The sequence below is a fragment of the Pseudomonas guariconensis genome (assembly GCF_040822035.1).
In the GTDB taxonomy this organism is placed as follows: Bacteria; Pseudomonadota; Gammaproteobacteria; order Pseudomonadales; family Pseudomonadaceae; genus Aquipseudomonas; species Aquipseudomonas guariconensis.
In genome coordinates, this window is the sequence record NZ_CP162012.1 from 3,456,896 (window position 1) to 3,477,686 (window position 20,791).

At 61.8% G+C, this 20,791-nt stretch carries 22 protein-coding genes; 8 read left to right on the top strand and 14 right to left on the bottom strand.

Translation table 11 applies throughout. From position 1 onward, the window contains the following. Positions 1-38: 38 nt before the first annotated feature. Positions 39-986, bottom strand: a complete 948-nt coding sequence (locus AB1N67_RS15860; RefSeq protein ID WP_182942685.1) for a putative 2-dehydropantoate 2-reductase — start codon at positions 984-986, stop codon at positions 39-41. 270 nt (positions 987-1,256) lie between these two features. Here AB1N67_RS15860 and AB1N67_RS15865 point away from each other — a divergent pair, with 270 nt between their 5' ends. Beyond that, positions 1,257-2,333, top strand: a complete 1,077-nt coding sequence (locus AB1N67_RS15865; protein WP_043215813.1) for a 3-deoxy-7-phosphoheptulonate synthase — start codon at positions 1,257-1,259, stop codon at positions 2,331-2,333. A gap of 68 nt (positions 2,334-2,401) precedes the next feature. Here AB1N67_RS15865 and AB1N67_RS15870 read toward each other — a convergent pair whose 3' ends face one another. After that, positions 2,402-2,683 (bottom strand): GNAT family N-acetyltransferase, encoded by a 282-nt coding sequence (locus AB1N67_RS15870; protein WP_043215814.1) that lies wholly within the window; start codon positions 2,681-2,683, stop codon positions 2,402-2,404. Between the two features lie 491 nt (positions 2,684-3,174). Between AB1N67_RS15870 and oprI the strand changes: the two genes are divergently transcribed. After that, the gene (gene oprI, locus AB1N67_RS15875) at positions 3,175-3,426 is read left to right on the top strand and encodes an outer membrane lipoprotei OprI (protein WP_003259780.1); all 252 of its coding nucleotides are present in this window, start codon (positions 3,175-3,177) and stop codon (positions 3,424-3,426) included. Between the two features lie 152 nt (positions 3,427-3,578). On the opposite strand, the gene AB1N67_RS15880 is transcribed toward oprI, so the two are convergent. From AB1N67_RS15880 to AB1N67_RS15890, 3 genes are all read right to left on the bottom strand, one after another. After that, positions 3,579-4,553, bottom strand: a complete 975-nt coding sequence (locus AB1N67_RS15880; protein ID WP_043215815.1) for a L,D-transpeptidase family protein — start codon at positions 4,551-4,553, stop codon at positions 3,579-3,581. Between the two features lie 106 nt (positions 4,554-4,659). Beyond that, the gene (locus AB1N67_RS15885; protein ID WP_043215816.1) at positions 4,660-4,941 is read right to left on the bottom strand and encodes a hypothetical protein; all 282 of its coding nucleotides are present in this window, start codon (positions 4,939-4,941) and stop codon (positions 4,660-4,662) included. A 58-nt stretch (positions 4,942-4,999) separates the two neighbouring features. Next, positions 5,000-5,605: an arylesterase gene (locus tag AB1N67_RS15890; protein ID WP_332774445.1), complete on the bottom strand. Its 606-nt coding sequence runs from the start codon at positions 5,603-5,605 to the stop codon at positions 5,000-5,002. Positions 5,606-5,615: 10 nt separating this feature from the next. Between AB1N67_RS15890 and AB1N67_RS15895 the strand changes: the two genes are divergently transcribed. Continuing rightward, entirely contained in the window at positions 5,616-6,290 is a 675-nt protein-coding gene (locus tag AB1N67_RS15895; protein ID WP_043213513.1) for an ABC transporter ATP-binding protein, read from the top strand. Then, positions 6,290-8,797, top strand: a complete 2,508-nt coding sequence (locus AB1N67_RS15900; RefSeq protein ID WP_289717617.1) for an ABC transporter permease — start codon at positions 6,290-6,292, stop codon at positions 8,795-8,797. The genes AB1N67_RS15895 and AB1N67_RS15900 overlap by 1 nt, the downstream gene beginning before the upstream one ends. Positions 8,798-8,969: 172 nt before the next feature. Here AB1N67_RS15900 and greB read toward each other — a convergent pair whose 3' ends face one another. The 4 genes from greB to AB1N67_RS15920 form a co-directional block, all read right to left on the bottom strand. After that, positions 8,970-9,449 carry a transcription elongation factor GreB gene (gene greB, locus AB1N67_RS15905; protein ID WP_043213512.1) on the bottom strand — a complete coding sequence of 160 codons (480 nt, stop codon included), beginning with the start codon at positions 9,447-9,449 and terminating at the stop codon, positions 8,970-8,972. Positions 9,450-9,536: 87 nt separating this feature from the next. After that, on the bottom strand, positions 9,537-9,845 hold the full coding sequence (locus AB1N67_RS15910) for a hypothetical protein (RefSeq protein WP_043213510.1): 309 nt from the start codon (positions 9,843-9,845) through the stop codon (positions 9,537-9,539). 274 nt (positions 9,846-10,119) lie between these two features. Beyond that, positions 10,120-10,557: a DoxX family protein gene (locus AB1N67_RS15915; protein ID WP_043213508.1), complete on the bottom strand. Its 438-nt coding sequence runs from the start codon at positions 10,555-10,557 to the stop codon at positions 10,120-10,122. A 112-nt stretch (positions 10,558-10,669) separates the two neighbouring features. After that, positions 10,670-12,073 (bottom strand): transglycosylase SLT domain-containing protein, encoded by a 1,404-nt coding sequence (locus tag AB1N67_RS15920; RefSeq protein WP_367863184.1) that lies wholly within the window; start codon positions 12,071-12,073, stop codon positions 10,670-10,672. A gap of 159 nt (positions 12,074-12,232) precedes the next feature. Here AB1N67_RS15920 and AB1N67_RS15925 point away from each other — a divergent pair, with 159 nt between their 5' ends. The 3 genes from AB1N67_RS15925 to AB1N67_RS15935 all read left to right on the top strand — a co-directional run bounded on the left by AB1N67_RS15925 (position 12,233) and on the right by AB1N67_RS15935 (position 15,062). Further along, entirely contained in the window at positions 12,233-13,030 is a 798-nt protein-coding gene (locus tag AB1N67_RS15925; RefSeq protein ID WP_090346865.1) for a TatD family hydrolase, read from the top strand. Between the two features lie 109 nt (positions 13,031-13,139). Further along, on the top strand, positions 13,140-14,618 hold the full coding sequence (locus AB1N67_RS15930) for a methyl-accepting chemotaxis protein (RefSeq protein ID WP_102082611.1): 1,479 nt from the start codon (positions 13,140-13,142) through the stop codon (positions 14,616-14,618). A 75-nt stretch (positions 14,619-14,693) separates the two neighbouring features. After that, positions 14,694-15,062 carry an Mpo1-like protein gene (locus AB1N67_RS15935; protein ID WP_090346867.1) on the top strand — a complete coding sequence of 123 codons (369 nt, stop codon included), beginning with the start codon at positions 14,694-14,696 and terminating at the stop codon, positions 15,060-15,062. Positions 15,063-15,072: 10 nt separating this feature from the next. Here AB1N67_RS15935 and AB1N67_RS15940 read toward each other — a convergent pair whose 3' ends face one another. From AB1N67_RS15940 to AB1N67_RS15950, 3 genes are all read right to left on the bottom strand, one after another. Then, on the bottom strand, positions 15,073-15,870 hold the full coding sequence (locus AB1N67_RS15940) for an acyl-CoA thioesterase II (protein WP_043213497.1): 798 nt from the start codon (positions 15,868-15,870) through the stop codon (positions 15,073-15,075). Positions 15,871-15,989: 119 nt separating this feature from the next. Next, positions 15,990-16,757 carry a CHAD domain-containing protein gene (locus AB1N67_RS15945; protein WP_367863185.1) on the bottom strand — a complete coding sequence of 256 codons (768 nt, stop codon included), beginning with the start codon at positions 16,755-16,757 and terminating at the stop codon, positions 15,990-15,992. Between the two features lie 14 nt (positions 16,758-16,771). Continuing rightward, positions 16,772-17,050, bottom strand: a complete 279-nt coding sequence (locus AB1N67_RS15950; protein ID WP_043213493.1) for a hypothetical protein — start codon at positions 17,048-17,050, stop codon at positions 16,772-16,774. Positions 17,051-17,209: 159 nt separating this feature from the next. Between AB1N67_RS15950 and AB1N67_RS15955 the strand changes: the two genes are divergently transcribed. Continuing rightward, positions 17,210-18,250, top strand: a complete 1,041-nt coding sequence (locus AB1N67_RS15955) for a patatin-like phospholipase family protein (RefSeq protein WP_043213492.1) — start codon at positions 17,210-17,212, stop codon at positions 18,248-18,250. Positions 18,251-18,309: 59 nt separating this feature from the next. Here AB1N67_RS15955 and AB1N67_RS15960 read toward each other — a convergent pair whose 3' ends face one another. Together AB1N67_RS15960 and hupB are read right to left on the bottom strand one after the other, a co-directional pair. Continuing rightward, a complete protein-coding gene (locus AB1N67_RS15960; protein WP_043213490.1) occupies positions 18,310-20,181 on the bottom strand; it encodes a SurA N-terminal domain-containing protein in 1,872 nt (623 codons plus the stop codon). Positions 20,182-20,365: 184 nt separating this feature from the next. Beyond that, complete coding sequence (gene hupB / locus AB1N67_RS15965; protein ID WP_011533117.1) at positions 20,366-20,638, bottom strand: nucleoid-associated protein HU-beta; 273 nt, start codon at positions 20,636-20,638, stop codon at positions 20,366-20,368. Between the last annotated feature and the right edge of the window lie 153 nt (positions 20,639-20,791).

Genomic DNA, 20,791 nt, shown 5'->3' on the forward strand with positions numbered 1-20,791 from the left:
GGCCGTCCGGCGCGCTGCCGGCGCCCGGCCTGGAGGGGTCAGCCGCTGCGATTGCGACGGTCGATGAAGGCCAGGGTCTGATACAGCATCTGCAGTTGCGGCAAATGACACCCAGCCGCTTGCGCACGTGCCAGCGGTTCGGCATAGATCGCCTGCAACTCGAGCGGTCGCCGCTGGGCATGATCGTGGTACATGCTTGGCCAGTAATCAGGCATCTTTTCGGTCAGGCGAAACAGTTGCTCGGCGTAACCATTCGGCAAGTCATGGCCGCAAGCCTGGGCTCCCTGCACCACTTCAGCCATCAGCGCGCGTACCAGATCACGACTGTCGGGGTCCGTCATCAGTGCCGTGGTGCTGGCCTGAAGCAGTACCGAAAGACCGTTGTAAGGCATATTCCATACAAGCTTCTGCCAACGGGCCTGAGCAAGGTCATCCATGGCCTGGGAGTCGATGCCCGCCGCCCGGAACAGCGCCACCCCTTGGGCAACGATAGCGGCACCTCGATCCTCGGCCGGACCACTGTGGTATCCCAGATTGACCGTGCCCAGCGCCTGATGGCACACCACTCCAGGTGCCTGGCGGTTGACGCAAATGAAGCACAGTCCGCCAAGCAGGTGCATATCGGCGCGCAGTGACGGCCGTAACTGCTCCTCCACGCCCAGGCCATTTTGCAACAACACGACCCTGGCACCTGGGGCTGCGGCCTGGAGGATGAGCGGTGCAAGCTCCCGGTTGCTGGTGGCCTTGGCGCCTACCAGCAACCAGTCGCAGGGCGGCATGTCGGCGGCCGAGGCGTAGGCCTGCACTTTCATGTGCAATTGGCCGTGAACCGCGCTGTCCACGGCCATGCCATGCTCATGCACGATGCGGTATTCACTGCGCAACAGAAAATGCACATCGAAACCGGCCCGCGCAAGCATGAGCCCGTAGAAACCGCCGATGGCGCCGCTGCCGATAATGCCGATACGTGGGTTGCAAGTGTCCACACGCGCTCCTTGTCCGAAATCTGGTACTTGGTTTTACACCTAAACCCTTCGGTTTTCGAACGCAGAAGCATCCGCTCGCCCCTGAGCTGGCCGTACCACCTTGCAAATAAATCACGCCTTGGTCGTAAAAACCCAGTACCGGCGGGGAGCAGCCCATTGTCGAGCCACCTTGTAACGCGCTAAGGTTCGGCTCCCCGTTGCGAACAATCTTGCTGCTGGGCCGCACGGGGATTGCTGGCGGCCGGCACCCGTGACCTGACGAGTAACACGATGGCTGATTTACCGATCGACGACCTTAACGTTGCCTCCAACGAGACTTTGATCACCCCCGATCAGCTCAAGAAGGAACTCCCCCTCAGCGCCAAGGCCCTGCAGACCGTGACTGCCGGCCGAGAAGTGGTGCGCAACATCCTCGACGGCAAGGACCATCGACTCTTCGTCGTGGTGGGCCCCTGCTCCATCCACGACATCAAAGCCGCCCACGAGTATGCCGAACGCCTGAAGGTGCTGGCCGAAGAAGTTTCCGACACCCTTTACCTGGTGATGCGCGTGTACTTCGAGAAGCCGCGTACCACCGTCGGCTGGAAAGGCCTGATCAATGACCCTTACCTGGATGACTCCTTCAAGATCCAGGACGGTCTGCACATCGGTCGCAAGTTGCTGCTGGACCTGGCCGAAATGGGCCTGCCCACCGCCACCGAGGCACTCGACCCGATCTCCCCGCAGTACCTGCAGGACCTGATCAGCTGGTCGGCCATCGGCGCCCGCACCACCGAATCCCAGACCCACCGGGAAATGGCCTCCGGTCTGTCCTCGGCAGTCGGCTTCAAGAATGGCACCGACGGCGGCCTGACCGTGGCTATCAATGCCCTGCAGTCGGTCTCCAAGCCTCACCGCTTCCTGGGCATCAACCAGGAAGGTGGCGTGTCGATCGTCACCACCAAGGGCAACGCCTATGGCCACGTGGTGCTGCGCGGTGGCAACGGCAAGCCCAACTATGATTCGGTCAGCGTTGCCCTGTGCGAACAAGATCTGGCCAAGGCCAAGATCAAGGCCAACATCATGGTCGATTGCAGCCATGCCAATTCCAACAAGGATCCGGCCCTGCAGCCGCTGGTAATGGAGAACGTCGCCAACCAGATCCTCGAAGGCAACCAGTCGATCATCGGCTTGATGGTCGAAAGCCACCTGAACTGGGGTTGCCAGGCAATTCCGAAGGACCTGAACGAGCTGCAATACGGTGTTTCCATTACCGATGCCTGCATCGACTGGAGCGCCACCGAGAAGGCCCTGCGCAGCATGCGCGCCAAGCTCAAGGACGTCCTGCCTCAGCGTCAGCGCGGCTGACAATCGGGAGCAAACGAAAACGCCGGGCAATGCCCGGCGTTTTCATGTTCGGTGTTCGATTGTACCGTTCAGGCCTTGCTCGACTGACGTTGCTGACGCTCCATGTAGCGTTCGACGTAGGAGCAGGAGGGGATCACCGTGTAGCCCATCTCCTCGGCGTATTCCAGCGCCTTCTCGGTCAACGCTGCAGCGATGCCTCGCCCCCGTAGGGCATTGGGCACGAAGGTACGGTAGATATCCAGCGTCTGCTTGCCCAAGTCCATGTACGTCAGATAGGCACGGTGACCGTCCACATTGGTCTCGAACTGATGACCGGCCTGGTCATGGTGGATGGTCAACGCTTCGCTCATCACTACTCCTCGCAGGTCTGTCGGCAGACCCTTACCTTAACCGATGGTGTTTCCGGCGGAGGAACCTCTACGCCACCCCTGCCCCTTGGACCATAAGGCGATCCGAATCGTTCTGCTGCGCGGGCACCCTACAAATAGTAGGCGCCGGAAGCGGGATTGCTCAAGGTGGCTCGGGGAAAAAGTACGAGATAACCCCTGCCGGTCGCTTCGCGGCCGCGTACACAGTGTTCTAGGCCTATGACGCTGACCGACAGTTAAAGTCACCATTAGTTCACCAAAAAGTTCCCGCTCTACAAATGCTTGCAGCCGCTGCGCAAAATTTTCACAAATGCCATACAAAGGTTGTCACCTTTTGGGGGCGGCAACATTTTTTTTGCAGTTCTTGCGCTTAGTCAGTTTACTTACTACAAGTAATGGGTACTATGTACGCCGGCCAGTTTCTCTTTTCCGAGAGATGGCTCTTTAATAGAAAGTCCTTGAAGGGGAACACGATGAACAACGTTCTGAAATTCTCTGCTCTGGCTCTGGCCGCAGTTCTGGCTACCGGTTGCAGCAGCGTATCCAAAGAAACCGAAGCTCGTCTGACTGCGACTGAAGACGCAGCAGCTCGCGCTCAAGCTCGTGCTGATGAAGCCTACCGTAAGGCTGATGACGCTCTGGCTGCCGCTCAGAAGGCTCAGCAGACCGCTGACGAAGCCAACGAGCGCGCTCTGCGCATGCTGGACAAAGCCAGCCGCAAGTAATAATCCTCACGGATTGTTATGGAGCCGACCCACTAGTGGGTCGGCTTTTTTTATTCCCGCCTGAAAAGCAAACGGCAAAAACGAAAAAGGCCTGCACTAAGGCAGGCCTCGATTCGGGTTAACGGGAGCACCTCCCGAAAGAGACATCCCCCTTACTGCAGCTCCGGGGGAATGCTCGAAACCATCGGCGCTGTCCCACCATTGACTGGCACCGCGATTTCCACTGGCATGCCATCTTCGGCAGCCACCACGTCGCGCACCATGTCCCAGTTCATGCGCAAGTTGTTGGCCAGGTCTTCGCGCTTGAGCAGAGCATTGATGACCGCAGTATGTTTATCCACCACCGATGGATTGCCATGATCATCGAGCGGTGTATGAGCCTCGAGATAGACCTTTCCGCCACTGATGCCAAACTTGTAGGGTTCGTTGATGATACGTACTGGCGTACCCACCGGGACCATCTTGGAAAGTTCCAGCACGTTGTTGTTGAGCATACGGAAGCAGCCATGGCTGGTACGCATGCCGATACCGAACTTCTTGTTCGAACCGTGGATCAGGTAACCCGGTACACCCAAGGTGAACTTGAACGGCCCCAGTGGGTTGTCCGGGCCGGCCGGCACCACGGCAGGCAGGATGTCACCGTCGGCGGCGTGTTCGGCACGGATCGAGGCGGGTGGCGTCCAGGTCGGATTAGGGGTTTTGGCCGTGATCTTGGTGTTGGCGATGGGCGAGCCCCACCCTTCGCGACCGATACCCAGCGGGAAGGTGTGCACCACGTTCTGCCCTTTCGGGTAGTAGTACATGCGGTATTCGGCCAGGTTGATGACGATGCCTTCACGCGGACCTGGCGGCAGAATGTAGCGGGTCGGCAGGATGATCTCGGTGCCAGCGCCCGGCAGCCATGGATCCACGCCCGGGTTGGCCGCGATCATTTCGAGGTAGCCCAGGTCATTGGCGGTGCCGATGTCGGCAAAGGTGTCTTCGTACTTGGCCTTGATCACCTGGACCTGGCCGACGATATCTTCACCGGCAGGTGGCAACGGCAATTCCAGCGCAACGGTTGGACCGGCCACCAACAGGGCGGCCAGGGACAAGCTACGGGTGACGGCGGGAAGGCGCGGCAACATCCGGTAAATCCTTCGAAAGATGGGTCAAGAGGATCGATTGTACACCTACCCCAGGACAAGCGGGAGGCATCGGGTTCATGCTGGCATTTCAGATGATGAAAGGTGCTCAGAGTTCCGGCCACACCGGACGCATGCCACGGCGCTGGGCATCGAGAATCGCTCGGCACAACGCACAAAGGCGACCATCGCGGTAGACCGACCGCTCCACTGCGGACCAGCGCGGTTGCGCTGGCAACAGCCCACCGCACAGCGTGCGATCGACGGGCACGCCAAGCTCGAGCTGACGCGCCACCAGGTGAACGCGAACCTCCTGGCAAGCGAACAGGTCGAGCTGTTCATCGGGCTCGATCAGTTGATAGGCGTACAAAGACCAGGCAGGGCGCGGCATTGGGGGCTCTCGAAGCGGGGGGCGCAACATTAGCCGAAAGCCGGCCCCGATAAAAGCGTCACAACAAGGGTTTTATCGCCGGCCAGGCATTTTCCAGCAAGCGCGGCTGGGCCTCTACGGTCGGGTGGATACCATCGGCCTGCATCATCTGCGGCACACCGCCGACCCCTTCAAGAAAAAAAGGCACCAAGGGGACTTGTTTCTGAGCCGACAAGCGCTCATAGACCTGAGCGAAGGCGCTGGTATAACGCACACCATAGTTGGGCGGCAGCCGCATACCCAGCAGAACCACCTTGGCGCCCGCCTCACGCGCCTGATCGACCATCGAAGCAAGATTTTGTTGCAATTGCTGGGGCGGCAGCCCTCGCAGTCCGTCGTTGCCGCCAAGCTCCAGTACCACCAGGCTCGGCTTGTGCGCCGCAAGCAGCGCCGGCAGCCGCGCCTGGCCACCGGCACTGGTGTCTCCACTGATCGAGGCATTGACCACCTGGTCGGTATAACCCTCCTCCTTAAGGCGCTGCTGCAGCAGGGAAACCCATCCTTGGCGGCTATCCAGGCCAAAACCGGCGCTGATACTATCCCCAACGACCAGCAGTGTACCTGCCGCCGCGCTTTGGGCCAGGCAATACAGGGCCAGACCGGCACTCAACCACCACACTCGCATCGGATTCTCCATGGGCCCCAGCATTCTCGTTGCGCAGAACCTTAGCAAAGTGGTCCCCAGCGCGGAAGGTGACCTGACCATCCTCCACGCCCTGTCATTGTCCCTTGCGCAAGGCGACAGCCTGGCCATCGTAGGCGCCTCGGGCTCGGGTAAATCGACCCTGCTCGGTCTGCTCGCCGGCCTCGACCGCCCCAGTGCGGGCAAGGTCATACTCGCCGGCCATGACCTGGGCCCTCTCGATGAAGATCAGCGTGCCCGGGTGCGCGCCGAGCATGTGGGCTTCGTGTTTCAGTCGTTCCAGTTGCTCGACAGCCTCAACGCTCTGGAAAACGTCATGCTTGCGCTGGAGCTCGATGGCCGCCGCGATGCACGCGAGCAAGCCCGGACCCTGCTGGAGCGGGTCGGCCTGGGCAAACGCCTGAGCCACACCCCACGCCAACTCTCCGGTGGCGAACAACAACGGGTGGCGATCGCCCGCGCCTTTGCAGCCCAGCCTGCGGTGCTGTTCGCCGACGAGCCGACCGGAAATCTGGACAGCCATACCGGCGAACGCATCAGCGACTTGTTGTTCGAATTGAACAAGGAGCGTGGGACCACACTGGTTCTGGTCACCCATGACGAGCGCCTGGCCCAACGCTGCCGACGTCTGATCCGCCTGGATGCCGGCCGCCTGGTGGAGTCCTGATGAGCCGCCTGCCCTTCTCCCTCTTCTGTCGCCTGGCCCTGCGGCAGTTACTGCGCGATGCCCGCGCCGGGGAAGTTCGGGTGCTGTTTTTCGCCCTGCTGGTGGCGGTGGCAGCCAGCACTGCCATCGGCTACTTCGGCGCGCGCCTAAACGGTGCCATGCAATTACGCGCCAGCGAATTCCTCGGTGCTGACTTGGTGCTGCAAGGCGGCTCGCCGGCCCGAGACAAGCAAATCAGCGCAGGCAAGGCGGCCGGCCTGCAGCACGCTCATGTGGTGGAGTTCACCAGCGTGGTCGGCGGCGACAGCGGCATCCAGCTATCGAGCATCAAGGCCGCCGACGCCGCCTACCCTCTTCGCGGCCAGCTGCGCAGTGCCGCCACGCCCTATGCCGAGGAAACCCCTGGCGGCGGCCCCGCACCTGGCGAAGCCTGGGTCGAGGCACGTCTACTGGCGGCGCTGGGGCTATCGATTGGCGACAGCATCGACGTCGGCATGAAGACCTTGCGTATGAGCCGTGTGCTGACCTACGAACCCGATCGCGCCAACAACTTCTATAGCCTCACACCACGCGTGCTGATGAACATAGCGGACCTGCAGTCCACCGGCGTGATCCAGCCGGGAAGCCGGGTCAGCTACCGCGACCTGTGGCGCGGTACTCCCGAGGCGCTGGCGCAGTACCGTGGGGAGGTGAAAAAGACCTTGGCCGCCAACCAGCGCCTGCTCGACACACGCGATGGTAACCAGCAAGTCGGTGGTGCGCTGGGCAAGGCTGAGCGCTACCTGAACATGGCCAGCCTGGTGGCGGTATTGCTGGCCGGGGTTGCCGTCGCGCTGTCTGCCAGTCGCTATGCGGCCCGCCGCCTGGATGCCAGTGCCTTGTTGCGTTGCCTGGGGCTTTCCCGACATCAGGCACTGGGCATGTACTGCCTGCAATTGGCCGCGCTCGGCCTGATTGCCGCGACCACCGGCGCCTTGCTCGGCTGGCTGGCGCAGCTGGGGCTGTTCCGTTTGTTGCAAGGGCTGATGCCGAGCGAGGTGCCGGCTGGCGGCATGACCCCAGCCCTGGCCGGCATAGGCACTGGCCTGGTGGCCTTGGCCGGGTTCGCCCTGCCGCCGCTGGCCGCCCTTGGCCGCGTCCCACCCTTGCGTGTATTGCGCCGCGACTTGTTACCCGTGCCGCCGAGCAGCTGGCTGGTATACGGCGCAGCCCTGTTTGCCCTGGGGCTGATCATGTGGCGTTTGAGCCTGGACCTTTTACTCACTTCGGCCTTGCTCGCCGGGGGCGTCTTCGCCGCCTTGCTGCTTGGTGGCCTGCTACTGCTAGGCCTGCGCAGCCTGCGACGAGTGCTGGCCAGTGCTCCCTTGGCCTGGCGTCTGGGCCTGGGTCAACTGCTGCGCCATCCACTGGCTGCCGCCGGCCAGACGCTAGCCTTCGGCCTGATCCTGCTGGCCATGGCCTTGGTCGCACTGCTGCGAGGTGAATTGCTCGATACCTGGCAAGCTCAACTGCCCAATGACGCCCCCAACCACTTCGCCCTCAATATCCTGCCTGACGAGCGCGACCCTTTCGCCCAGCGACTGCAGGCGATCAACGCCAGCTCAGCTCCCCTGTATCCGGTGATACCGGGACGTCTGACGCACATCAACGGTCAGCCGGTGCGCCAGTTGGTCAGCAAGGAGTCCACCGCCGAGCGCGCCGTGCAGCGTGACCTCAGCCTCACCTGGGCCGCCGAACTGCCTCCAGGCAACACCCTGAGCGCCGGCCACTGGTGGCAAGCATCACCTGCTGCAGACGAGTTGCCTGGGGTTTCGGTGGAAGCCCAGCTTGCCGACAGCCTGAAACTCAAGCTCGGAGATCTGCTTGACTTCGATATCGGCGGCCAGCAACGCCAGGCGCGGGTGACCAGCTTGCGTGCCGTGCACTGGGACAGCTTCCAGCCCAACTTCTACATGATCTTCCAGCCTGGAACCTTGCAAGGGCTGCCGGCGACCTACCTGACCAGTTTCTACCTGGCGCCAGGGCACGACCAGGAAGTCGTTGCTCTGTCACGGGCGTTTCCGGCGGTGACCATTCTCCAGGTCGATGCGCTGCTGGCGCAGTTGCGCAGCATCCTGGCGCAGGTGACATGGGCGGTCGAATACGTACTGTTGTTCGTCCTGGCGGCGGGGCTGGCGGTGCTATTCGCCGGGCTCCAGGCGACATTGGACGAACGTATTCGCCAGGGGGCGTTGTTGCGCGCGCTAGGGGCCGCCAGGCCGTTACTGGTCAAGGCAAGGCGGATCGAGTTCGGCTTGCTTGGAGCGGTGAGTGGGTTGTTGGCTGCGCTAGGGTGCGAGCTGATTACTTGGGTGCTCTACCGATATGCGTTTGATCTGGCGTGGGGGCCACATCCCTGGTTGCTGGTGGTGCCGGTGGTGGGAGCTGTCGTGGTAGGCGGAGCTGGAGTCGTCGGGACGCGGCGGGCCTTGAATGCAAGTCCGTTGGTGGTATTGCGGGAGGGGTAGGCTTGGGCTTTCAGAGGGTGTGGCTATCTGATTCTGGCGAAGGCCGCGCAGGAACTGTGGCGCTGGCGAAACCTGCGATGGGCCGCACAGCGGCCCTCTGGGAAATGTCCCTCAATCGAAGGTCTGTATGAGATGCGTTCGCGCGAAGCCTCTTGAAAACAGCACAACCCGACTACCCATCAATCCCATAACAAATACGATTGACGTACCAGATCGCCTCCCCCGTAGGTGTCTTCACCACCACCTCATCACCCTCTTCCTTCTTGAGCAGCGCCCGCGCCATGGGTGAGTCGATGGAAATATAGTCGTTGCGCCCATAGATCTCGTCATACCCCACAATCCGAAACTTGAGCACCTCGCCTTCGTCATTTTCGATTTCCACCCAGGCACCAAAGAACACCTTGCCCTCTTGCTGCGGCGAATAGGCCACCACCTTGACGTCTTCAAGCCGCTTGCGCAGGTACCGGACCCGGCGGTCGATCTCTCGCAAAAGCTTCTTGTTGTACTGGTAGTCCGCGTTCTCGCTGCGGTCGCCCAGGGAGGCGGCCCAGGTGACCTTCTGGGTAATCTCGGGACGATAGACTCGCCACAGGTGATCGAGCTCTTTCTTCAGAGCCTCATGACCTTCAGTGGTGATGATGTTGGTGCTCAAGCGGCATTCTCCTCAGTGCATCCTCCGCTGACGCACACCAGCGGAGGGCTCCGAGCTTAGCGAAAAATCCCGTGGACGACACGCAGCTCAGCGGCGGGTGATTAGCCCCTGGCGCGCGATACGTGTCAGCTGGCCGATGACTTCGGCGGCGTCGGCGGCCAAGGGCGCCTGGATCACCGCAAGGTCGAAACGGTCATTGCCAAACTGGGCAAAGCCGTCACAGGTTTCGGCAAACTGTACGAGAAATGCACGCGCTTGCCCCTTGCGCCGCGACAAGCCGTCAAGGTTGCGTAAAAGTGTGGGTTGATGCTGGCCACCGAGCAGGATGCGCGGTGTACGGGAAGCCTGGCTGGCAGGCAATGGACTCAAGCAGACACTGGTACGTGGACAACTCATGGAGATATCTCTGCGCCTCGCAAATCCCGCTGGGCAGCGGTGGGAGGCGTCACCGAACCAGCGCTTTAGCGGTATTTCGGATGACCCAAAAGAGTTATCCCGCGCCCCGCAAGTAGCTGTTTAAATCGGCGCAGTCGGTATGCTAGAGCGTGACGCGATAAGTTACAAGATACCGATAGCAGCTAAACGCTAAGACTTTCGCAGGTCTGCCCCTTCACATGAAAAAACCCGCTTACCCGTACACCTGGAAAGCGGGTTCGATGTTAGCCGCAGATCAGTGGCGAGCGATCAGCCGGTCCAGGGAGAAGCGGCCTGCGCCTTCGATCAACACCGCGACCGTACCCGCCAGTAGCGCCAGGGCGAACTCGTAGCCATTGTTCGCCATGAACAGGCCATTGTTGATGTGCACCGAGAGGATCGCTACCACCAAGGTCACGGACAGCGCCAGTGCCGCAGGCCGTGCCAGCAAGCCAATCACAAGGGCCAGGCCACCGAAGAACTCGGCGCTGCCCGACAACAGAGCCATCAGGTAGCCTGGGGCCAGGCCGATGCTTTCCATCCATTGGCCGGTGCCTTCCAGCCCGTAGCCGCCAAACAGGCCGAACAGCTTCTGGGCACCGTGGGCCAAGAAGATGATGCCTACCAGGATACGGATGACGCTCAGACCAGTGCCGGCGCGGGTAACGAACAGGGCGTTGAGTGTGTTGTTCATTTCGATGCTTCCTGAATCAAGGGATGATGTGTGCAGATGGCGCCATTCTAATCACCCAAATAGATACAAAAAGCGCAATAAACGGCCTATTTACATCTATATATTCGATTTGTTAGCGGTTCGCGACGCGCTCCAGCGATTCCCGCTGCCGATTGAAAGCCAAGAAGTACTTATTGACGCTATTGACGAAGTTGACCGGCCCCATGCCTACCTGCTCCATGGCGATGCGCTCGGTCTGGAAGAACCACTGATTGCCATTTAGCCCGCGGCGCCGCGCCTCGGCGCGCATGGCCTGGACCCGTTCCGGTCCAAGGTTGTAGGCGGCGAGGACAAACGCCATGCGCTCACGCTCGTTGAGCTGGGGGCTGGCGAAAAACTTGCGGCGGATCAATGCCAGATACCGGGCGCCCGCCTGCACATTGCCGTCGACCGAGGCGATATCACTCACCCCCACGCGGCGAGCCGCTGCCGGCGTGATCTGCATCAGCCCATGCGCGCCACCACCTCCGCGAGCCGCCGGGTTGAAGGTGGATTCCTTGAACGCCAGCGCCGCCAGGTTCAGCCAGTCGATCTGCTGCGCAGCGCCATGCTTCTGCAGCACCGTGCGCAACGACTCCAGACGCTTGCGGTCCTTTCTCGCCAGCGGGTCATGCACACGGTATTGACGCCGGTAGATACGCTCGAAGGCTGCGTCCTGGTTCGCCGGTGCTCGGTAGCCTTCCAGGAAGCGATCCACCGTGGCGAGCAACATGCTGGCGTCACGTCGCACATACCAGCGCATCGCCTGAGGCTGGCCCAGGCTCACGCGCGAATCCAGCCGCAAGCGCGGCATCACCCGAGCCCAGCGCTGGGCAATCGGGCGCTCCACCACGGTCAGGTGATAAATGCCTGCCTGGACCATTTCCAGCACATCTTCCACCGCCAGACTGGCATCGACCCACTCCACCTTGATCGGTGCACGCTTGCGCAACGCCAGTTGCTGGTTGATCTGGGTGATCACCGCGCCGGCGGCGCTGGCACTGGTCAACGCGACAGTTCGTCCGGACAACTGATCCACCCGGGTGAAGCCGCGCTCCCCTTTGCGTCCGACCAGCATCAATTGCACCTGGTCTTGGACCGCTACGCTGCCACTGACCCCACGCACCAGCGCAGGATCGAGCAGCTCGCCAGGGGCCGCCAAATCGCCCTCGCCACGCTGCAGGGCGGCAAGCAATTGTTCCTTGGCGCGGGGGATGAGCTTGAGGCGGATTTGCTGACCGTCCCGGGCCCGAGCATTTAGGTAGTGCTCGAGACCTCGCAAGCGGTGGTGTTCCACACCCACCGGCTCGCCTTTGACTTCACCCGAGCTGTTGCGACTCTGGTTGACCAAAACCCTGAGGACTTTGCTGCTGCGGATCTGTGCTAGGTCGCGAACCTGGCTGGCCGGAACATGCTGCTGGGGCCCCGGCAGCCGCGCATTGGCCGCTGGGGCCAGGGTCAAGCCGACAAGCAGCGGTATCAGCAGTGATCGCAGCATGCGAGAACCTGTCCGGGGGCTGGGAGCGGGTGTCATACAGCGAGGTCCGTCCATGACAAATGACGCTAAAAGACCACGACAACCACTTGAAGTTCTGGGATTTCTTACGAATTTCCCGTTTTTTGCTATGCTGGCCGGCCCGCGGCACGAGGTAGAAAGATGCAACTGATCGATATTGGCGTCAACCTGACCAACAGCAGTTTCCATGACCAGCAGGCCGCTGTCGTCGAGCGGGCCGTACAGGCGGGCGTGGTCCAGATGGTGCTCACCGGGACTAGCCTCCAGGTCAGCGAACAGGCCCTGACGCTCGCTTCGCAGCTCGATCCGGAAAGCCTGCGCTTGTTCACCACAGCCGGTATCCACCCCCACGATGCCAGCCATTGGGACAACGCCAGCGAGCGCTTGCTGCGTGAACTGCTGGCCCAGCCGCGGGTGCGGGCCGTGGGCGAGTGCGGGCTCGATTTCAACCGCGACTTCTCCCCCCGCCCGCAACAAGAGAAAGCGCTGGAGGCTCAGTTGGCGTTGGCCGCCGAGCTGGGCTTGCCCGTGTTCCTCCATGAGCGAGAGGCCAGCGCACGGCTGCTGGCGATCCTCAAAGTCTATCGTGACCACCTACCAGCGGCCGTGGTGCACTGCTTCACCGGCGAGCGCCAAGCCTTGTTCGCCTACCTGGATCTGGACTTGCACATCGGTATCACGGGCTGGATTTGCGACGAGCGCCGCGGCACCCATCTTCACCCGCTGGTAGGCAATATTCCCGAAGGCCGCCTGATGCTCGAAAGCGACGCACCCTATCTGCTGCCGCGCAGCCTTCGTCCGAAGCCAAAGAAGGGCCTCAACGAGCCTGCTTTCCTGCCCGAAGTCCTGCGAGAGGTTGCGCTGCACAGGGGAGAATCCCTGGAACAGACAGCCGCGCACACCACTGCCACCGCCAAAGCATTCTTCCAGCTGCCCTGAAGCCGGGCTGGGGTTTGTTGACGCATATCAAGGCAGGCGCTGGGACGAGCGGACACAATGATGGCACCTTGCCAATAATGTTTCCGCTCAACTCAGAGAAGACCTATCCATGGGTGCCTGGCTTAGCAATATTTCCCTGAAGTACAAGTTCTGGGCCGTCAATGCGGTGGCCTTCGTCACGACCCTGCTCCTGGTGCTCTACGCGGTTTACCTGGAGCAGCAAGCCCGTGCAGAAGGCGCGCGCAACCAGGCCATTGCCCAGGCCGAGCTGATCGCGGCCTGGCCTGAAGGGCAACCACTGCCCCAACCCTCCCAGGCCGTGATGTGGCAGTCCGGGCAGACGCCGGTCATCGCCAACCAGCCGCGTGAGGCCTTGGTCGATGCACAAGGCTGGGTCGCCCTGCCCAATGCCTGGGTCCTGGGCAACAATCCCTTGCAGGGCGCCCAAGTGATCCACCGGGCAGAGCAGCGCATCGCTGTGCTGGCCGAATCCCCCAGCCTGCGCCAGGTGTTCTTCGAGCGCTTCACCCAATACGCGGTCTGCGTGCTGATTCTGATGTTGGCGATGCTCTGCGCTTCGCAGTTGCTGATCCGTTTCTTGCTCAGCCAGCTCAATACGCTCAAAGACGTGATGCTGCATGTGGAGAAGACTGGCGACTTGTCGGCCCGTGTCCCGCTGTCCTGTGGCGATGAAGTCGGCCAGATGGCAGGCGCCTTCAATGCAATGCAAGCCACCTACCACCGGGTGGTCAGCACGGTAGCTCGTACCGCAGCGCAATTGGACAGCGGCGCAGCACGCCTGGCAGCGAGCATGGACGAGGTGCGCCACGGCATGATCGGCCAGCAAAGCGAGACCGACCAGGCTGCCACCGCCATCAACGAGATGTCCGCCACGGTCCATCACATTGCCCAGCATGCCGGCGCCACCCGTGACCTGTCGCAAACCGCCGATACCCTGGCCGGCAGCGGCCAGGCGGTGGTCACACGTGTGCAGGACTCCATCGCCGGCCTGTCCAGCGGTGTTCAGCAAACCGCCGAAATGATTCGCCAGCTCGCCGAGGACAGCCAGCGCATCAACGGCGTAGTCGGCGTCATCCATAGCATCGCCGAGCAAACCAATCTACTGGCCCTCAATGCTGCGATCGAGGCGGCCCGGGCAGGCGACCTGGGACGTGGGTTTGCCGTGGTGGCGGACGAAGTGCGCAACCTGGCCAAGCGCGTGCAGACCTCCACCGATGAAATCACCGGCATGGTGTCCGCCCTGCAGGCAGGTACCCGTGATGCCGTGGATTTCATGCAGGAGAGCTCCTACAAGGCCGACGATTGTGTCAAACAGGCCCAAGAGGCAGGCGAGGCGTTGCTGGAGATCACCAGTGCCGTCGCGCAAATGCGCGAGAGCAACACGCAGATCGCCGTCGCCGCCGAACAACAAAGCCAGGTGGCCGAAGAGATGAACCGGGCGGTGGTGAGCATTCGTGACGTCACCGAGGAAACGGTCCAGCAGACCGTCGGTTCTGCCACCACCAGCAACGAGCTGGCGACCCTGGCGGCCGAGCTGAACAAAGCCATCGGCCAGCTCAAGCTATAAGGCCGATATCCCGCCTCGATTGGCCCTCGCCGTAGGGCCACACTAAGCTTTGGGCATGACCGAGAGGAAATGCCCATGAGCAAACGCCTGCCCAATCTGCACGCCTGGCAATGGCGTGGTTACCATCACAATCACCGGCATCCGACCAACCTGGTGCTGCATCTGATCGCCGTCCCATTGTTCATCCTGGGCGCCCTGTTGATGCTCGGCGGGGTATTTGGCCTGGACCTCGGCCAACTGGCCATCGGCTTGATCGCCCTGGCCGCTGGCCTTGGACTGCAGCGCCACGGCCATCGTCTGGAAACCGAGCAATCCGAACCCTTCGCCAGCCGCAAGGACGCCGTTCAGCGTGTACTGACCGAGCAATTCATCACCTTTCCGCGCTTTCTGCTGAGCGGTGCCTGGTGGCGTGCCTGGCGCGAGCGCCACAAGCATCGCCGCTAGCTGCCCAGATCTAGGCGAACACCGTCACGGTCTGTCGGCTCAAGGCAATCAGCTCGTTCTCGGCTGTCCACAGGGCGGCCGAAGCGTGCCCATAGCCATCGCGGGCGTGCTCGGTCTCGACACAGTAACGACACCAGTCCAAGGTCGACAGCTTGGGCGCTGGCTGAATGAACTCGATCGTCCAGGTCAGGGTGCTGCCTGCGGCAGGTTGTTTAAGATGCGGTAGCAGACTGGGCGGCCAGGCATCGACCATTGCCAGCAGATGCGCTTCGCTCGCCGGCCCGTCGGCCATATCGCGCAGGCGTACCCAACCGCCCATCCGTCGATCATCGTTACCGCTGAACGGCAGGCCGCCAATGGCCCAACGCAAAGCCACATGACGCATGAACTCAGGCGTCACGCCTTTGATATAGGGCAATTCGGCGGCAGACTGCTCTAGCGGCTTCATGTCCACGGCAGGCTGAGCCTTGACCTCGATTGCCGAAGGACGGCCATCTCCGAAGCTGCCCTGTACCAGGGTCACCACCTGCCCCTCCTGCACCGCGCGTCCCAGCAGCGTGCTGACAGCTTTGCCCTCACGCAACACCTCGACCTCGAAACTGATCGGCACCTGCGGCGTCGCTGGCCCAACAAAGGTGACAGCCAACGACCGCACCGGACGTCCCTCACCAAGCTTGGCACGCATCGCCTCATGCATCAGCGCGACCATCAGCCCGCCAAATACCGCGCGCCCCTGGCCCCAACTGGCCGGCACACTGACAGATTCGGGACACTCGCGCACGGCGCTGAGCAATTGCGTGAAATTCATGTTCGGCTCCTGCACCGGGGCTTGATTGGCTGCCACGGGACGTGCCCGCGTCAGGACGTGCCCCGATATTAGCCAGCGAGTGTCTGGCTGACAGCCCGCATAATGGCCATTCCCTATGGCTATCGACGCGCCACGGATGCCCGCAAGGCCTCAAGGGTGGCATCGGCCTTCTGCTCGGCCTCATGCAGCTCGCGTTCCCAGGCTTTCTTGAAGGGCGCCAGATCGGCGTGATCACGCGCCAGCAAAAGCCATTGCACACGGTCGTGCCAATCGCCCAGGTCGGCCTGGGTGCGCTTGAGCAGGCGTTGCAGTTTGTTTCCGGCGTGCTCCAGCTGTGGGTACGCCTCGTCGCCATAGCGCACCCGCTTGATCAATAAACGCAGGCGATGACGGTCGTGGCTGGGGTCGTCAAGCGCTTTCTCGAGCTTGCGCCATTGTTTGTTCAGGCGCTTGTCGATGCGCTTGTCCAGGCCACTGGCCAAGCCTTCGCGCGCGCAGGCCCGCAGGAATAACGGAAAGGTGTCGATGATCGCCAGCACCCGGGCGAGCTGACGGCTCACGGCCACACTGGCGAAGATGCCCGCCCTGCCCTCCAGACGACGCGCCCCAGCCTGCTGGTGCCCTTGGCCGATCAGGTGGGCCGCTAGCACCTCACGGTCCCGCAAGGGGGTCGTGAGCGCCCCCAGCGAGCGCGCGGCGTCCTCCAACTGCTCGACACCGGGCAGCCCCCGCAAAGGCCGCAGCAGGCTCCGCAGGCGCCGCAGGCTTGTACGCAGGTCGTGCAAGGCTTCGCTGTCGACATCGGCCGCCAGCCGCTCCCGGCATGCCAGCAGACGGACCTGCAAGGCCAGCACCTGGGCGATGACATGATCGAGCATGGCGGCCATACAGCCCTCCTGGATCAACGACCCGCGCGGGACTCACGGATGTAAAAACGCGCCTTCTCGGCCTTGCGGCTACAGCCTTCGAAGGCCTCGAACTGCTGCTGCGTCTTGGCGCCGGTCAACAGCGACAGGGCCTTGGAATAGCTGACGGTGCCGGCAAACCCTTCGGCCTTGGCCAGGTCCAGCTCCTTCCATGCAGCATCGAGCTGAGTCGCACAGCTGTCACGGTACGCCGTCTTGCCCGCGCAACCGGTGAGGGCAAGGGCGATCAGGGGAAGGCAGATCCAGGCTTTCATCAGTCAGTAACCTCAAGTTTGAACAAAAAGAGTGGCCGTTCGACGCTCAGGCAAGCGAAAAGTGCCCTGCTCAGCGTAGCCCAGCACGGTCTACATTGAAGCACAGGCAACAATGGGTGCATTGTTGGACCATGGTTGCACAGCAGTAGGGGGACAGTCATGAGCAAACGCGTGGCATTGGTACTGGGATCGGGGGGCGCACGCGGGTATGCGCATATCGGCGTGATCGAGGAGATAGAGCGACGCGGCTACGAAATCGCCTGCATCGCCGGCTGTTCGATGGGTGCGGTGATCGGTGGGATCTATGCTGCCGGAAAACTGGATGAATACCGCAGCTGGATCGAGAGCCTGGACTACCTCGACGTGCTGCGCCTGGTGGATGTGAGCTTTCGCTTAGGCGCGATCCGCGGCGACAAAGTGTTTGGCCAGATCCGCAAGATCGTCGGCGAGGTGAACATCGAACAACTGTCCATTCCCTATACGGCGGTGGCAGCGGACCTCACCAACCAGCAGGAGATCTGGTTCCAGGAAGGCTGCCTGCACCAGGCCATGCGGGCCTCGGCGGCGATCCCCAGCCTGTTCACACCGGTGATGCAGGGTAACCGCATGCTAGTCGATGGCGGCATTCTCAATCCGCTGCCGATCGTGCCGGTGGTGTCCAGCCATTGCGACCTGATCATCGCCGTCAACCTCAATGCCACCAACCAGAAACAATACCAATTGCCGGTGATCGAGCGGCCTGCAGCGTTCAAGATGCGGTTCGACGCGGTCATCAGCTCGTTGGGCTCACGTCTGCCCTTTCGCCGCAAACCGGCCGAACAATTGATGCGCATCGAACAGGAAATCGTCGCCGAGGGACTGAACGCCAGCGACCCCTGGCTTGGCGAGTCTGCCGACCCGGAAGGCCAGCAGCCGGCAGCGGCCCCCGAACGTGGCGGCGCGCCCAGGTCCGCCACCGGTTCCTTCATCGTCGATAACGTAGGGCCTGCGTCCTTGCTCGACTTGATCAACCAGAGCTTCGAAGTCATGCAGACCTCCCTCGCTCAGTACAAGATCGCTGGCTATCCGCCAGACGTGCTGATCAACGTGCCCAAGCGGGTGTGCCGCTTCTTCGAGTTCTACAAGGCGCCGGAACTGATCGCCCTGGGACGGGAAATTGCCCGGGACACGATGGACATCTACGAAGGTGAGCGGCGTTAGCCCCTCCCAAAAAACAAGAAAGGCCGCATGAGCGGCCTGTCTTGTTGCGGCGATAGCACTCAGTAACGAGTGACGTCAGCCGCGGCTTCTAGTTGCTTACGGTAGGCCGCGAAGTCCTGCTGGCCTGCACGCGAAGCGAGGTAACGGCGGATCTGCGCTTTCTCCTCGTCAGTGGCTGCAGCGCCTTCGTTGACCCCCTTGAGCTGCAACACCACCAGGCTGCCATCGCCGAGGACCACACTGCCGTAGACCGGCTTGTCCTTGGAGGCAGGCTTGGCCAGGCGGAATACCGCTTGCAGTTCGGCCGGATCGATACCGTCCTGGCCACGCGTAACGGCCTCTTGGGTCTTCCACTTCTGGCCTTCCTGTTCGGAGGTCAGCGGGATGGCGCCATCGCGCAGGCCAGCGATCAGCTTGTCAGCCTTGGCCTTGAGCTCGGCAGTCGCCTTCTCCTTGGCCAGGTGCTCGCGGATGTTCTTGGCCACAGCCTCCAGCGGCAACTGCTCCGGCTTGCGATGCTCCTTGACACGCAGCACGACCACGGTCTCCGGATCCAGCTCGATGGCATTGCTGTTGGCGCCCTCTTCCAGCACTTCTTCGCTGAAAGCGGCCTGGACGACCGAACGGTTGGCCGTGATGCCCTCACCGCCTTCCCGACCGAATGCGGCCGAAGTCTGAACCTTCAGGCCCAGGTCCTGGGCCGGCTGAGCCAGGTCAGAGGCCTCGAACGCGGCGTCTTCCAGCTGCTTGGTCACTTCCACGAAGCGCTGTTCGACCTGTTGGGTCTTGAGTTCGCGGGTCAGCTTGTCTTTTAGGCTTGCAAAGGTCGGCACTTCCGGTGCCTGCACACCTAGCAGCTTGATCAGGTGGTAACCGTACTCGGTGCGCACCGGTGCCGATACTTGGTCCTTGTTCAGCTTGTACAGGGCATCCTCGAAGGCTGGGTCGTAGACGCCTGGGCCTGCGAAGCCGAGATCACCGCCATTGCTGGCCGAACCTGGGTCCTTGGAGAATTCCTTGGCCAGTGTGGCAAAGTCCTCTCCCTTGGCCAGACGCTGCTGGATCTCTTCGATACGGGCCTTGGCCTGTGCATCGGAAACCTTGTCGTCGACCTCGATGAGGATATGCGCGGCATGGCGCTGTTCGGCCAGGTTGGCGATTTCCTTCTCGTACAGGGCCTTGAGTTCGTCCTCGTTGACCTGTACCTGGTCGAAGAAGGCCGACTTCTTCAGCTCGATGTAATCGATGACCACCTGGTCGGGTGTCATGAATTCCTTGGCGTGCTGGTCGTAGTGCGCCTTGACCTCGTCGTCGCTCACCTTGACGGCGGCCGGGTCGGCCTTGAAGGTCAGCGAAGCGAAATCACGGGTCTGCTTCTCCAGGCGAGCGAAGGCTTCGACTTGTTTGTCGGTGACGAAGCTGCTGCCGGCAAGGCCGGTGCGCAATTGCCCGATGAGCATTTCCTCGGCGAGCATCTCGCGGAATTGCATGCGCCCATAGCCCATCTGGCGAATGACCGCATCGAAACGTTCGGCGCTGAACTTGCCGTCGACCTGGAACTCCGGTGTCTGCAGGATCAGCTGATCCAGCGCGGCCTCGGAGAAGGCGAACTTGGCGTCCTCGGCACCCTGCAACAGCAGCTTGCGCTCGATCAGCCCTTTGAGCGCAGCTTCGCGCAGCATCTTTTCATCCAGCAGTGCTGGGTCGAAATCCTTGCCCAGCTGTTGCATCAGCTGGCGGCGCTGCATGTCGACGGCCTGGCTCAGCTCGTTCTGACTGATGGTCTGGCCGTTCACCTTGGCGGCGTCCTGGCTATGGCTGGTGGCCTGGAAAATGGCCTCGAAGCCGGTCAGCGCCATCAGCACGACGATAAGGCCGATGATGGTCTTGGCAATCCAACCTTGTGAATTGTCCCTGATATTCTGCAGCATGCGTCCCCCAGAAACGGTTGTACCACTGCGTCGACAACCGTGGAGCGTGGGTAGAGTCCTGATAGAAGAAAGGCGCATCCTGTGGGATGCGCCTTTTCAAAGCGAGCGTGCCAACGGGAACGTTTGCGGCCCCGCCGTCACGCGGTCGGGCCTGGTGTGACCAGGTCCGGCTGAAAGAGACGACTTAGTTGACGGCGTCTTTCAGGCCTTTGCCAGCCTTGAAGCCTGGAACCTTGGCAGCAGCGATCTTGATCGCCTTGCCGGTTTGCGGGTTACGGCCGGTGCGCTCAGCGCGCTCCTTGACCGAGAAGGTACCGAAGCCAACCAGTACAACATCGTCACCTTGCTTCAGGGCGCCGGTGACGGATTCGATGACTGCGTCCAGCGCACGGCCAGCTACAGCTTTCGGAATGTCAGCGGATGCGGCGATAGCGTCAATCAGTTCCGACTTGTTCACTCTAAGTCCCCTTATATCTCTATTGAGTTTGTTTCTAAGTATGTAATGAAAAGCTTATGAAACGAGCACTGGGCGGCCTATTGACACTGGCGTGCCGTTTTATAGCAAGGCCCCGAAAAAACTGTCAAGGAAAGCCCCCCAGCGAAATACGTA

Coding starts and splice junctions, on each gene's coding strand:
- AB1N67_RS15865 (WP_043215813.1), top strand. CDS start 1,257: ATGGCTGATTTACCGATCGACGACCTTAACGTTGCCTCCAACGAGACT.
- AB1N67_RS15870 (WP_043215814.1), bottom strand. CDS start 2,683: ATGAGCGAAGCGTTGACCATCCACCATGACCAGGCCGGTCATCAGTTC.
- oprI (WP_003259780.1), top strand. CDS start 3,175: ATGAACAACGTTCTGAAATTCTCTGCTCTGGCTCTGGCCGCAGTTCTG.
- AB1N67_RS15880 (WP_043215815.1), bottom strand. CDS start 4,553: ATGTTGCCGCGCCTTCCCGCCGTCACCCGTAGCTTGTCCCTGGCCGCC.
- AB1N67_RS15885 (WP_043215816.1), bottom strand. CDS start 4,941: ATGCCGCGCCCTGCCTGGTCTTTGTACGCCTATCAACTGATCGAGCCC.
- AB1N67_RS15890 (WP_332774445.1), bottom strand. CDS start 5,605: ATGCGAGTGTGGTGGTTGAGTGCCGGTCTGGCCCTGTATTGCCTGGCC.
- AB1N67_RS15895 (WP_043213513.1), top strand. CDS start 5,616: ATGGGCCCCAGCATTCTCGTTGCGCAGAACCTTAGCAAAGTGGTCCCC.
- AB1N67_RS15900 (WP_289717617.1), top strand. CDS start 6,290: ATGAGCCGCCTGCCCTTCTCCCTCTTCTGTCGCCTGGCCCTGCGGCAG.
- AB1N67_RS15910 (WP_043213510.1), bottom strand. CDS start 9,845: ATGAGTTGTCCACGTACCAGTGTCTGCTTGAGTCCATTGCCTGCCAGC.
- AB1N67_RS15915 (WP_043213508.1), bottom strand. CDS start 10,557: ATGAACAACACACTCAACGCCCTGTTCGTTACCCGCGCCGGCACTGGT.
- AB1N67_RS15920 (WP_367863184.1), bottom strand. CDS start 12,073: ATGCTGCGATCACTGCTGATACCGCTGCTTGTCGGCTTGACCCTGGCC.
- AB1N67_RS15925 (WP_090346865.1), top strand. CDS start 12,233: ATGCAACTGATCGATATTGGCGTCAACCTGACCAACAGCAGTTTCCAT.
- AB1N67_RS15930 (WP_102082611.1), top strand. CDS start 13,140: ATGGGTGCCTGGCTTAGCAATATTTCCCTGAAGTACAAGTTCTGGGCC.
- AB1N67_RS15935 (WP_090346867.1), top strand. CDS start 14,694: ATGAGCAAACGCCTGCCCAATCTGCACGCCTGGCAATGGCGTGGTTAC.
- AB1N67_RS15940 (WP_043213497.1), bottom strand. CDS start 15,870: ATGAATTTCACGCAATTGCTCAGCGCCGTGCGCGAGTGTCCCGAATCT.
- AB1N67_RS15945 (WP_367863185.1), bottom strand. CDS start 16,757: ATGGCCGCCATGCTCGATCATGTCATCGCCCAGGTGCTGGCCTTGCAG.
- AB1N67_RS15950 (WP_043213493.1), bottom strand. CDS start 17,050: ATGAAAGCCTGGATCTGCCTTCCCCTGATCGCCCTTGCCCTCACCGGT.
- AB1N67_RS15955 (WP_043213492.1), top strand. CDS start 17,210: ATGAGCAAACGCGTGGCATTGGTACTGGGATCGGGGGGCGCACGCGGG.
- AB1N67_RS15960 (WP_043213490.1), bottom strand. CDS start 20,181: ATGCTGCAGAATATCAGGGACAATTCACAAGGTTGGATTGCCAAGACC.